Source organism: Colwellia sp. SU-HH01172 (assembly GCF_057553355.1).
In genome coordinates this window covers 225,648-238,910 of the sequence record NZ_BAAJMB010000002.1, presented here as the reverse complement: position 1 = coordinate 238,910, position 13,263 = coordinate 225,648, and the positions used below count along the sequence as shown (strand labels likewise).

The 13,263-nt window shown below is 36.4% G+C and carries 13 protein-coding genes; 4 read left to right on the top strand and 9 right to left on the bottom strand.

Translation table 11 applies throughout. The features are described from left to right. Positions 1–36 precede the first annotated feature (36 nt). The gene (locus AC27JP_RS08120) at positions 37–1,884 is read left to right on the top strand and encodes a monovalent cation:proton antiporter-2 (CPA2) family protein (RefSeq protein WP_487113869.1); all 1,848 of its coding nucleotides are present in this window, start codon (positions 37–39) and stop codon (positions 1,882–1,884) included. A 94-nt stretch (positions 1,885–1,978) separates the two neighbouring features. Here AC27JP_RS08120 and AC27JP_RS08115 read toward each other — a convergent pair whose 3' ends face one another. Next, positions 1,979–2,629 (bottom strand): DUF3313 domain-containing protein, encoded by a 651-nt coding sequence (locus AC27JP_RS08115; RefSeq protein WP_487113867.1) that lies wholly within the window; start codon positions 2,627–2,629, stop codon positions 1,979–1,981. Between the two features lie 187 nt (positions 2,630–2,816). After that, entirely contained in the window at positions 2,817–3,389 is a 573-nt protein-coding gene (locus AC27JP_RS08110; protein WP_487113865.1) for a hypothetical protein, read from the bottom strand. Positions 3,390–3,570: 181 nt separating this feature from the next. Here AC27JP_RS08110 and yghU point away from each other — a divergent pair, with 181 nt between their 5' ends. Beyond that, complete coding sequence (gene yghU, locus AC27JP_RS08105; RefSeq protein WP_487113863.1) at positions 3,571–4,443, top strand: glutathione-dependent disulfide-bond oxidoreductase; 873 nt, start codon at positions 3,571–3,573, stop codon at positions 4,441–4,443. An 85-nt stretch (positions 4,444–4,528) separates the two neighbouring features. Here yghU and AC27JP_RS08100 read toward each other — a convergent pair whose 3' ends face one another. The 6 genes from AC27JP_RS08100 to AC27JP_RS08075 form a co-directional block, all read right to left on the bottom strand. Next, on the bottom strand, positions 4,529–5,740 hold the full coding sequence (locus tag AC27JP_RS08100) for an EAL and HDOD domain-containing protein (protein ID WP_487113861.1): 1,212 nt from the start codon (positions 5,738–5,740) through the stop codon (positions 4,529–4,531). 136 nt (positions 5,741–5,876) lie between these two features. After that, the gene (locus tag AC27JP_RS08095) at positions 5,877–6,314 is read right to left on the bottom strand and encodes a hypothetical protein (protein WP_487113859.1); all 438 of its coding nucleotides are present in this window, start codon (positions 6,312–6,314) and stop codon (positions 5,877–5,879) included. A gap of 14 nt (positions 6,315–6,328) precedes the next feature. Further along, entirely contained in the window at positions 6,329–7,525 is a 1,197-nt protein-coding gene (locus tag AC27JP_RS08090; protein ID WP_487113857.1) for an alkaline phosphatase family protein, read from the bottom strand. 156 nt (positions 7,526–7,681) lie between these two features. Continuing rightward, a complete protein-coding gene (locus AC27JP_RS08085; RefSeq protein WP_487113855.1) occupies positions 7,682–8,239 on the bottom strand; it encodes a phosphoribosyltransferase in 558 nt (185 codons plus the stop codon). 87 nt (positions 8,240–8,326) lie between these two features. Beyond that, entirely contained in the window at positions 8,327–9,268 is a 942-nt protein-coding gene (locus AC27JP_RS08080) for a M20/M25/M40 family metallo-hydrolase (protein ID WP_487113853.1), read from the bottom strand. Positions 9,269–9,276: 8 nt separating this feature from the next. After that, complete coding sequence (locus tag AC27JP_RS08075; protein WP_487113851.1) at positions 9,277–10,458, bottom strand: tetratricopeptide repeat protein; 1,182 nt, start codon at positions 10,456–10,458, stop codon at positions 9,277–9,279. Positions 10,459–10,704: 246 nt separating this feature from the next. Here AC27JP_RS08075 and AC27JP_RS08070 point away from each other — a divergent pair, with 246 nt between their 5' ends. Both AC27JP_RS08070 and AC27JP_RS08065 read left to right on the top strand, forming a co-directional pair. Then, positions 10,705–11,601: a hypothetical protein gene (locus AC27JP_RS08070; protein ID WP_487113849.1), complete on the top strand. Its 897-nt coding sequence runs from the start codon at positions 10,705–10,707 to the stop codon at positions 11,599–11,601. 221 nt (positions 11,602–11,822) lie between these two features. Continuing rightward, positions 11,823–12,611 (top strand): hypothetical protein, encoded by a 789-nt coding sequence (locus AC27JP_RS08065; protein WP_487113847.1) that lies wholly within the window; start codon positions 11,823–11,825, stop codon positions 12,609–12,611. Here the strand turns inward: AC27JP_RS08065 and AC27JP_RS08060 are convergent. Next, complete coding sequence (locus tag AC27JP_RS08060) at positions 12,608–13,207, bottom strand: glutathione S-transferase family protein (RefSeq protein ID WP_487114369.1); 600 nt, start codon at positions 13,205–13,207, stop codon at positions 12,608–12,610. The two genes, AC27JP_RS08065 and AC27JP_RS08060, sit on opposite strands and share 4 nt — an antisense overlap. Positions 13,208–13,263 lie beyond the last annotated feature (56 nt).

Genomic DNA, 13,263 nt, shown 5'->3' with positions numbered 1-13,263 from the left:
TTAAGTTTATTAATAACAACAAAACTTGGATTATTTATGTTAGAAAATGCCTTAATTTATTTGGCGGCAGCAATTGTCGCCGTGCCTATCGCAAAACGGTTAGGTCTTGGTTCAGTACTAGGTTATTTATTGGCAGGCATTTTAATTGGTCCGTTTTTATTGGGCTTAGTGGGTGATCAAACCGATGTAATGCACTTTGCTGAATTTGGCGTGGTGATGATGTTATTTTTAGTGGGCTTAGAGCTGCATCCTTCGCGTTTGTGGAAGCTTAGACACTCTATTATCGGTTTAGGTGGACTACAAGTCACCCTTTCCACATTGATTTTATTTGCCGCTTGTATTTATCTACTTGATTTACGTTGGCAAACAGCGATGGCAATCGGGTTAATGCTCGCACTTTCTTCTACCGCCATTGTTTTACAAACCTTGACTGAAAAAGGTTGGATCAAGCAAGAGGCCGGACAAAATGCCTTTTCAGTATTACTTTTTCAAGATATTGCGGTTATTCCTATCTTAGCCTTATTACCTTTACTTGCTTTTGCTGATTTATCTGCGATGGCCACAGAGCAAAACCACGGTAATTTAATAGAACATCTGCCTGTTTACTGGCAAGTATTAATTTCTATCACGGTTATTGCCGCTATTATTTTTGCCGGTAAGTATGTGTCTGCACCTGTATTTAGGTACATAGCTAATACGCGATTGCGAGAGTTATTTACTGTGTTTGCCTTATTTCTCGTGATAACGATTGCTGTATTGATGCAAAAAATAGGTTTATCCCCTGCTTTGGGAACGTTTTTAGCTGGAGTTGTTCTAGCAGAAAGTGATTTTAGGCATGAGTTAGAAGCCGATATTGAACCATTTAAAGGTTTATTACTGGGCTTATTTTTTATTACCGTTGGCGCTTCAATTGACTTTAAATTGTTCGCTGAGCAATTCAGCAATATTATTGGCTTGGTATTAGGCCTAATTGTGATTAAAGCATTCGTGCTTTATTTATTAGCAACATTATTTAAATTACCTGGCAAACAAAAATACTTGTTTGCTTTAGCATTAGCACAAGGTGGAGAATTCGCCTTTGTTTTACTGTCACTAACATCATCATTGCAAATACTTGATGACACGCAAACTAAATTTACCACCTTGGTGGTGGCAATGTCGATGTTACTCGCGCCACTATTATTAATTTTTTACGACAAAGTGATTGATAGAGACAGCAATGCTGACAGCAGCTATGATTCAGGTGAAGAAATAGAGTCAACCACGCAAGTGATTATTGCTGGTTATGGACGATTTGGCCAAATTGTCGGACGGTTATTAACCGCGCAAGGTTATCATTTGTCAATTCTAGACCATAGCCCAAGCCAAATAGAATTATTGAAACGCTTTGGAAACAAAATTTACTATGGCGATGCGTCACGACAAGATTTACTTGAAGCCGCTGGAGCACATGAAGCGCGACTTTTAGTTATTGCTATTGATGATGCAGATAAGATACTTGAATTAGCTCAGTTGGCGCAGAAACACTTTCCCAATTTAAAAATTGCTGCGCGAGCAAGAGATAGACGTCATGCGTATGAACTTATGCACATTGGTGTTGAGGTATTCAGACGAGAGTCGTTCGATTCAGCCCTAAACTTAGGCATTGATGCGTTAAAATTGTTGGGTAATGATGAAAAAGTAGCAAGCCGAGCCGGAAAAATATTTTCAGAGCATGACCATGAGTCGATGAAATTGCTTGCCGATCTTTGGGGTGACGATGACAGTTATGGTGTCGCAGTAAAACAACGTAAAGAAGACTTACAACAGGTATTGGCCAAAGATAGAGCGGAATTGGCGAAACTTAATACGTGTCATGGTGAGAATTGCCAAGAAAATAATTAAGGTTACGACTTGCTAGGTTTTTAAATTAAAAAGGTAGTCGTTATGACTACCTTTTCAATTTCATAAAAAAATGCTCATGTTCAACTTTTAAAGGCTATCCATAAATTGCTTTGAGTTGTTGGTCGAAAAATTCTAACCAGCTATCGAGTAATGCTTGAACATCTTCTTGAGTGACTTCTTTATTGTCAGACTGTTCACTAATACCCTTTCTTAACACTTCACCTTTGAGGTTATTCGTTTTACCGTCGAAGAGTTGCGCTTCTAAATAAATTGCTGCTATGGCGTCACGTCTGTCGGTAGCTGATTTAATCATGGTACGAGCAATAGCGATTGGTAAAACATATTGATGTGCTTTTAATTCTTCTGTTTCTGAGGTGATGGCGGTAATAGCGGGTTTAATGGTGAGTATATTATCACCAGGTGCAGTAGCAAGCCGCCCTATTTTTGATAACCGATCACGAAATCCTTGGTTTAAATAATCAGCAATTTTTTCTGCTTCTTTTGTACTGACCTGATCGTTAACATTAAAACCGGGTAATAAATTTACCGGTTCAATGTACATTTTTTCGTATTGTTTTAAGTCATTGTCGAGCCAACGCATGGCGGTTTCATCAGCCAGTGGTTTTAGTTTTTCATAGTGAGTTAAATAACCACTAAACTTCATTCCTTCGACATTTATTTTATTCTGACTTGTACATGCACCTAATAATATACTCGCTGCCATTGCTAACAATGCTATTTTCATATCAATACCTACATATTTATTAATGAAATCAATCTGTCTAGTGCCAGAGATATTATAAATAAGGTTGGCACATAAGGTGGCGGTGTCAAATTTAATTTAAGCTATAGACAGATTAATTTATTGAAAGTTATTGATTTTATATTAGCCAAAGTCGCACCTTGATAGGTTATGTAAACAGTAATTAAATTCACTGAGCTATTTCAGGACACGGGGATTTTTGTGATCGGGTATCGCAAACATAAATTTCATTAAAACGCTTTATCCAGGCATCCTCTGTCGTTGACTCGAAACTGCCCTGCCAAATTTTTTGAATATGATACAAACTATCGTTGCCTCGAATTAGTAAATGTAAAATTTTCGCTTTGCTTGTATCTTTACGCAAACAATCGGTTTGCCAAAACTCGCTAGGATATTCTGCCGCCAAATTTGAGGCCATCGTTGTACTGGTGAATTTTAGACAAGAATCAATACCTGGTTTATCAATGACTTTTCTAAAGTGCAAAAGATTTTTTTGCTCGCGAGGGGTGACGCTAACAACATAAGAGTCTTTAAACCCTAATTCAGGATGTTGCCACATTCTAGAGTGATAATGTGCTTTGTTTTCAACAAATACTTCCCAACCCGCAAGGAAGCCCGAATAAGGTGTAATTAGGTTTTCCCCCTGAAACAACTGAGGTTGATGTTTTACGTTGGCACAACCAAACATAATAATGCTGATTAACCCAATTAAAGGGATTTTAATAAAGCTTTTATTTTTCACTACTTCTACCGAGTAACAGGTTTAACAATGGGCTCTAATATATGCTTTATTAATTATCTTTCATATATTTATCTTCTAACTGATAGCTAGCTACTATTAAAACCACGTTATAAATACTGGCGTTTTATTTTAATTGAGCATACGGTAGAAGGGATTAATGATATTAAAAATTGGAGATGGCATGAGTGAAAATATTTCGTATATTCCACCTAAGGTATGGCAGTGGAATACAGAAAACGGCGGCAATTGGGCTAATATTAATCGCCCCATTTCTGGGCCTACTCACGACAAAACCTTAAAGAAAGGTAAACACCCTTTTCAACTTCATTCGCTTGCGACGCCTAATGGTGTCAAGGTGACGATTATGTTTGAAGAGCTACTAGCGCTTGGTATCGAAGAAGCTGAATATGATGCCTTTCTCATTGACATTAGTGAAGGCGATCAATTTAGTAGTGGCTTTGTGGAGATAAACCCGAATTCAAAAATCCCTGCGTTATTAGATCAAAGTAATGAGCAGCCAACACGGTTGTTTGAGTCTGGCTCTATTTTACTTTACCTTGCTGAAAAATTTAATGTGCTGATACCACAAGATGCAAAACGTACAGAATGTATGTCATGGTTATTTTGGCAAATGGGCAGTGCACCTTATTTAGGTGGTGGCTTTGGTCATTTTTACGCCTATGCACCTGAAAAAATTGAGTATTGTATCGATCGATTCGCCATGGAAGTTAAGCGTCAATTAGACGTATTAGACAAACAGTTAGAAAATAATGACTATATTTGTGGCGATGAGTACAGTATTGCTGATATCGCAATTTGGCCTTGGTATGGTGCACTCGTTTTAAATCGACTGTACGACGCCGGTGAGTTTTTAGACGTCGCTTCCTATAAAAACTTAATGCGTTGGGCAGAAAGAATTGATCAACGCCCTGCGGTTAAGCGTGGTGTTATGGTAAATAAAACTTGGGGAGAATTATCCACTCAATTACATGAACGACATGACGCAAGTGACTTTGATGAACGCACACAAGATAAACTCGAGAAAGAAGTTTAAACTTGTGCAAATAAAAAAGAGCATTGACTTCTTAAATAAAGAATAAATGCTCTTTCATTTACCTACTTATCAATAATTGATCGCGTTAAATACCCAGTGACTTACACCAGTTACTGGCATTAACAAATTCTTTGTGGATGAAGTTAGCATCGAGCCCATAAAATTCTGTCAATTGTTGAATATTTTCACCATCACCCGTAATGTAGTTGGTGGTAAGTTCTAAAAGTTGTCCAAGTAAACCTTCATGATTCACTAACGCATCTTCGATTGGTTTAGCTAGTGGCATAGTTTTAATGATTTCGCTCATTGGCATACTTAAAATAACTTCGATAGCGCTTAATAAGCCGGTAATAAAAGCAAAGTCACTAATTTCAACAAAGGCACTTTCTTTCGCCAGTTTAGACATCAGCTTAGCAGTAATAAGTGACTGCTTTGAAACTTCACTATTTTTATCGGACGTTAGTTTTGATAGCGCTAAAATAGTCACAAATTGTTTGAGTTTGTCTTCACCTAGGTAAGCCGCAGCCTGTTTAAGAGAGGTAATTTCAACCCGTACCCCCGTAGAGACATTGTTTACCAGTTTTAGCAAACCTACGGTTAAATTTACATCATGGCTAATGATTTCCGCAATATGATCAAAGTCTAGCGGCTTATTAAAGGTTTCGCTGATCAGGTGTAACATTTGCGATTTTATTGGCGCTAAAGTTTGCCCTTCAATAATTTCTGGCTCATGATAAAAATAACCTTGGTAATAATTAAAGCCCACTTCTGCTAACGACTGTAACTGATAATTGGTTTCAACTTTTTCAGCCACCAACTTAATATCAAAAGGTTTGAGACGCTCTAGTACTGGACGCAAGCGTTTAGCATTAGTGACTTCAATATCAACTTTTATCATAGAAATATATGGAAATAACACATCCCATTTTTCGTCTAAGTCATATTCCGTAAGTGCTATTTTGTAACCTTTGTCGTGATAATATTTAACTATTTTTAGTAAGCGCTCTGTCGCAGATTGATGACCAACTAGCTCGATAACAATGGCTGATTTATCAAACATCAATGGATATTTATTGATCAAACACTTTTCAGTAAAGTTTATAAAGGCTAGTTTCCCTAAACTAATTGACTGAATATCACCTTGAAAATGGTTTTGAATAACTAGTTTAGAGCTGGCAATATCTTGATCTATTTCAGGAAATTTATTTGCCGGACTATCTCTAAACAACAATTCATACCCAATAGTTTGATTATTGCGGTCTAATATGGCTTGACGAGCGATGTAACTTAATTCCATAGAGCAAATTTTAATTAATTATTTGACTTAAAACATACCTTATTATGCATGTTAATGGAACGTTATTTAAGTGATATTTCTAGTAACAGCTTTTTATTTGTTGAGCGACACAAACCTCGCCGAGCTATCTTGTTGTTTAGTGCTGTAAGACTATTTTATTCGTAGTTAGGTAGAGTTCATTGCCATATTTAAGATCATCGATATACGGCGCTAGTATTTCTAATTGATTATCAGCTTGGAAGTGTTCTATTTTTGTTGCGGCTTGAGGTTGGTAAATAAGTGCTTTGTAATCAGAATTATTGACGATAAGCTGGCAATAACTAAATTTGAAATCTTCTGCCGGCAGAGTATTATGCCACTTCACATTTCTAAAGTAATAATCGGCATCATTAATATAAACGGCTTTGCAAGCAAATTTTAGATTCAATGTTCCAGCGTAGAAGCCGGCTAAGTTCAATCCAAGGGCTTTAAAAAATGGCCGTTGCGCATTAATTGTGCCGTGTGGAAATCTAGCGTCCTTTGCTTGGCCCGATGCGACTTGATAACCCCGTACTAAGTGACATTTATATTTCATCGGCCGGCTCTCTATTACGGATTAACGATTTTTTCCGCTATTTCATATTTTCCGTCAATGTTTTTAACATCCTTTAAACCGAGTGCGCGTGTTAATATTGGCAGTACATGGATATTCTCGAAGGCATCAATTTGCACATTTTTTTTAAATGACGGGCCAACGGCTATAAATATGGCGTTAAGATCAGACTGGTTTTTCGGATCATAACCATGGGTTTCAGGATCGATATCTTTATCGCCCTTATCAAAAATATATGATGGTTGAGCGTCTATAATAGCATCTGGAATGGCAGCCCCAGCTTTTGAGAGTTGCCAATGTTTCGGATAATTCGGATATTGATAAATGTTGTAACTTTTTTTATTAGATTGTGGTTGGTTCTTTTCAAAGGCATGAATACTATCTTTAAGCTTTTTAGTATTTTTACTATATAGATAGAGCTGTGTGGAGCCGTTAACCACGTGAACCTCATCAGTGTGCATTGTTTGCCACTTAATAACATGCTCTGGAGCTATTTTTGTCATACCATGGTCAGAAACAATCACTAAATTAACCTTACCATTAAATTCGCGATTAATTTGTTGAACAAAATTTGCAATCAATTTATCGAGATTTGATATCGCCTGCTTAAGCTCTGGTGAGTTTTCACCAAAGTCATGACCGGCATCATCAACGCTAGCAAAATAGCCGGCAATAAAATTTGGCCGCTGACTTTCTGGCAGTCTTAACCAAGCCAATATTTTTTCTAGTCGTGTTTCATTCGGAGTAAAATGTTGATAAGGGAAATAATAACTTGGCGCTTTATTAGTTGCTTCAGATTCTGGCCAAAAATAAACCGCTGATTTATTACCTTGTTGTTCATTAATGTGCCAAAGTGGCTCGGCCGTTAACCAGCGGCTTTCATTTTTACCCGCGCCGAGTTGATACTCTTGTGCAACATCACGATGAAAAAAATCGTTATGAACTATGCCATGGTTTGCAGGGTATTGGCCGGTAATAATGCTTAAATGATTCGGAAAGGTTTTACTGGGAAAAACAGGTAAAAGCGCTTTTGCACTTGTGCCCTGCTTTACTAATGCATTAAGTGTGCTTGGTTTATATTGTGCTAAGTAGCGTTGAGCAAAGCCATCAATTGACAGCAAAACTAACGGTGTCTTAGCAAGACATGCCGTTGAAAAGAAGCCTAAAAATATAAAGCCTAAGTTTAATTTCATGCGTTACAACCATTTAGTACGCGTTAAAAAACTAACATAATGTATTAAATAAAATTATTCAAGCAATGCGCTTTAACGGGCCGTTGATCTTAGGCGTATGCCAGCCAAAAAAAACGCAGGTAAAAACCTGCGTTATTAGCGTTGAAAGTTTCAGCCTTACTCAAATAAATCTAAGATATTGACTAAATCTTTTTTGCCATTAGCTATTTCATCGGCTGTCAAACCTGATAATTCATGCGGGAATACCAACCATTCTGCAGATTCGTGTACGTAATAATCTGGCACTATATCTACTTTTGAGTTTTGTGGTTTGTACCAAGGACAAGCAATTCTTACGTCTTTGGGCATGTTATTACGGGTCAATTTTTTCAACTGAGTAATTAACGCTTCGATACTGCGACCAGAATCAAAAACATCATCGACTATCAGTAAACCGTCATCAGCGTTAGCATTCTCAATAATGTAATGTAAGCCATGAACCTTAATTTCTTTACTCTGCTGGTTAATGCCATAGTAAGAAGAAGTACGAACAGCAATATGATCGGTTTCTACCTTTTTAAAATCAAAATATTCTTGTACTGCGATACCTATTGGTGCACCGCCACGCCATATTCCAACAATAAATTGTGGTCTGAAACCGTCTTCATATACTTTCGCTGCCACACGAAATGAGTCTTCAAGCAATTCTTGCGCTGTTATAAATCGCTTTTCCATTGATGAGTTAACCTTAGTTATTAATATTTTATCGTAAACGCTATTATAACGTGTTTTTCGTCATCCTGAGTAGCGATGTGATGATTTTTATAGATTTCGATCAAGAAAGGTAATTTGTTGATAAATAGTGTCGACGGCTTTGATAAAAAATTGGTGATTAGCATTTTCATAGGTATCGGATGTTTGATGATAATTACTATGGGTACCAACGCCGAAATATATAAATGGAATATCGTGGCGATAAAATGCGCCATGATCACTCGCCACTTGCCACTTAATTTTGTTGTCTGAGTGTTGTCCCAATTGGCGAAAGCCCCTTTTTAATTTAACCGGTGCTCGCTGTTGTTGTTCTACGTAGGCTGCTAATTGTTCATGATCTAAAAGCGTACCTAAACCATAATTTATATAGCGCAAGCGCCTAGTTCCTTTATTCCCCGCTATCATATCAATATTGATATTTAGTAGAATGTTATTCAATAAATGATTATTTTGCTGAATAAAAGCGTTAGCCCCTTTTAAATTCGCTTCTTCACCGTCGGTAAATAGTAGAATAACGCTATAGCGCAAAGGTGATTGCTTAAGAAGTTTAGCATAATGTAATAGTGCTGCTGTGCCTGAAGCGTTGTCGTCAGCGCCGTTATATACCCTTTTCCCTTTGCCGCCGATATGGTCAAAATGAGCCGATAATACTATAAACTTATCTGAGTATTCCGTACCTGGAACTAAACCGACAACATTATTACCTTGGGTTGAACTAAACATTCCTTCAATTAAAAAAGGGGTTAAGTAATGTTTCCCTAGTGGCTGAATATTAGCTCGGGAAAGCTGTTCAACAAGGTATTCTTGCGCAAGTATGCCACCACGGCTGCCAACTTTACGCCCCTCTAACTTATCGGAAGATAAATATTGGAGGTGTACAAGTAAGTTAGATTCCGGCTTTATCTGAATTTGTTCTCCTACAGGGCTTTGAGAAGAACAAGAAGCAATTGCCAACAAGGCTAAAACAGAAAATAGCTTTTTGTATAACACTGATTATCTTATCCTTTCGATTGCTTTAACATGTCTAATTTTGCGATATATTGTTCATCAAATCGTTTAATACGACTTTTTGCAATGGCCTTTTTCATATAACTTTGCGCTTTTTCTACGTCGTCCAACATATAGTAAACTTTCGCTAAACCAAAATAGAACTCATGAATATTTTTATTAAGTTTTATCGCTTTGCGATAATGATGAATCGCTTGACGATAGTCGCCTATATAAAATTTTTCATCCCCTAACAGCGCGTAATAGTATGGGTTATTAGCCCTTTTTCGCATAATAAAAGTATCTAACTGCTTCGCTTGTTCATATTCTCCGTTAATATGCAAAAGCATACTCAAATTAGACATAGCGGTTAAGTTATTACGATTCATGCTAATAGCATATTGATAGGTATCGATAGCTTGTTGTTCAAAACCTTTTAAACGATATAAAATGCCTAAATTGCCCCAAGCCGCTGAAAAACTCGAATCGGTCTCTGTTGCTGCTTTTAAATAGGCATAGGCAGTTCGGTAGTCGCCATCAATCATGGCATTTGCGCCTTTGTTATTGTAAAACATCGCCACGACGGTATTTTTACTGATAATTTTTTTAGCAAATGATTTTTTTACAACATAAGGGTCGAAGTCTATTTCAGCTACACTTCGCTCCAAAAAAACTATTTTATTCGGTGATTTCTGATCCAATACCTTCAAGTTAACATGCCCTGTCAGCATATTAACACGGCCATTGCGCACCCAATATTCAGGAACTTTAACACTTTGAAAAGCAACATTTAAGTTCGCTGCCTTTGCCAACGCATATGCCATTATAGTTAACGATAAGCAGTTAGCTTCTCTATTTTTGTATGCTTGAGAAGCAATAACATTTGCCCCGGCTTTATAAGCCAAGCTCATTTGTTCGGAGTCAAAAAAGTGTTTTAGTAATTTAACTGCTTTTTGTCTGTTGTTACGTTCACCGGTTAGCTTTTCCCTAACCAAAATTTTCATTTCATTATCTAAGGCAAATATTTCTTCTTCACTTTCTATGTTAATATTCTTGTAATTTTTAAATTGCTCATCAAGATATAACGAAGAGTTTAATTTATGACCTGCCTGTTGATAACTTGAAGTAGATTGACATCCAGTTAGTATCAATAACATTGCACTAACAGTTACAATAATAACGGTAATTTTCATATAAACTCCAAGAAAGCTTAAACTTGATATAATTTAAGCATAACTAAAGTTTAAATATTGAACGGAATTTAAAGCGAATATTAATAAAAAATTACAATTTAACCAATCAAGGATATTGCGACTCGCAGTATACAAAGTACAAATTTAAACGATTAAAACAGCTTAAATATTATAGGCTAGTGTAATTGTGCTCACTAAATAAGAGATTAAGATGACTGATACACTTGGTATAAAAATGGTTCATAAATGAAGAAAAGTATCGCAGGGTTCCTGATTGGCTGTGCTATTGCGACTAGTATCATTATTGCGTTAGCTAGCTATAACTTATACAAAAACAAGTTTGTCACTATTGATGAAAGTTTAACTGAAATATCGGGTATAGAATTCGATAAGCGCATGAAGTTGTGGGCAATTAATGATGGAGGTGATGGAGCAAAACTTTATCAAGTCAATAAAAGCGGTTCCATAGAAAAAACAATTACCGTCACTAATGCTAAAAACATTGATTGGGAGGACATGACTCAAGATGATTTTGGTCACTTCTTTTTAGGTGATTTTGGCAACAATGAGAACTTACGTAAATGGTTAACAATATATAAAATAGAAAACCCAATCGATATTAAAGGTGATACAACAGAAGCCGAAATTATTAAATTTAACTATCCGGAACATAAAACATTTCCACCTAAAGCCGAAGAGAAAGAATTCGATGTCGAAGCCTTTATCTACTATAAAAAGCACCTCTATTTATTTACCAAAAATCGAACGACACCATTTAACGGCATCACCAGTTTATATAAAATTGGCGATCATGCCGCCAATTTTGATGCTGAAAAAATCAGTACTTTTAAAACATGCACCATTGCAGAAAAATTATGTTGGATAACTTCTGCCGCTTTAAGTCCAAGCCGTAAAAAACTTGTTTTACTTGATTCACAACGAATTTGGTTATTTGAAAATTGGCAAGGCGATAACTTTTTCTCCGGCGATGCCTATCGCATCGATTTAGGGATAGTGACACAAAAAGAAGCCATTACTTTTTATAATGAAGATTATATAGTTTTTACGGATGAAGAATTTCATGGTATTGGTAGAAATGCCTATGTTATCAACCTGAATGAAGCTGAAAAGCATAAGCTTTAGAAAATCACGGTAACACATAACCATTATAACATTGATTTAAATAACTAAAATGACAGAAGCCTTTTTTGGTTTTAGTCATAAAGGGTTTTTGATAATGAAAATTAGTAATTGACAAAATAGCAATTTATTTGAAAATTCGCTAAATTATTATCAAACCATGTTAATATAATGTTAAAGAGGATTGTCTTTTAAATACTACGCAATTGGTATTATCGTTAGCAATGATGGTTCTTACCTTAAGTTGCGGTGGTTCTTCTTCAGAAAGCAACAAAGCATCGGAAAACTTAGCACCTCCGGCCCAAGAATTAAGCTATGATTTTTCAAATAATACCAATCTTGCTATACCAAATAACACAGCTAGTGAAACATATAAAATTTTGCTTTTTGGCAATAGCCATATAGCCGGTATTTCTCAAATACTAAATAAGCTGGTAACTGCCGGCACTCCTGAAAAATCAATTGAATTAACGAGTGCATCGAGCCAACTTTACTTAACCGAACGACTTTACGACGGTAAATCTGCGAATATTTTAGCAAGCGATAGTTGGACGCATGTTATTTTCCAAGCACAGAAATATTCTCAAAGTGGCCAAGTGGACTACCCAATTGATGGAGCGAAAAAGTGGCTTCAGTTGACAAAAGAACAAAATGCTACGCCTATTTTATTCCCCGAGCATCCACAAAGAGGAAATTTAACTGAAGGCAGCATGGTTCACAATATACATGTACGTATAGCTCGAGAAGAATCTAGTTGTTTGGCCCCTATTGGTTTGACCTGGGACGAAGTGCTTTCGATACAATCTGAATTAAATTTGTATCAAACAGACGGTAATCACGCCTCTTATACTGGTCGAGTGCTAACTGCGTTGGTTTTTTATGAAGTGATAACCGGAAATTCTGCCGATTTATTGCCTTACATCGATAACATTGATTTAAGTATACAAACACAAGATTTTCTCGGTCAAATGGCTTCGAAAATGCTAGCAGAATATCCAGTATGTAATTATTAACTATTCATTGCCATAAAGTTAGGAATAGATGACATCCGCTTCAGCCATAAATTAATATTTGGAAAGTTTGATAAGTCAAACCCTCCTTCATTGGCAACATGCGTATAGGCATACAACGAAATATCAGCAGTGGTTAACGTCTCGCCCGTAAGAAAATGACTTTGTTGCAATTGCTGTTCCATGACAGACAATGCCTTATACCCTCCTTCTTGCTTAGATTGATACTCAGCAAACCTTTCTGCAGGCAAACCAAGATATTTAGCAATAAAACGCGCTACAGCAATATAAGGCTCATGACTATATTGTTCGAAGAATTGCCATTGCTGCACTTTGGCCAGTTCATATGGCTCTGTTGGCAACAGTGCAGAGTTATAGGCAAGGTAATTTACAATAGCATTAGATTCAACGATGAACTTACCATCATCGAGTTTTAGTAATGGAATTTTTCCATTTGGATTTTTACTTAAAAATTCAGCACTTTTAGTCTCACCATTTAGAATATTTACATTTATCCATTCATGCTTTATATCTAGCAACGCACATACTAATTGTATTTTATAACAATTCCCTGAACGCCTATCACCGTATATTTTCATTAACATACTTTCCCTAAACGTAAGGTAAATGAATTTATCATTACAGATACAAAAAA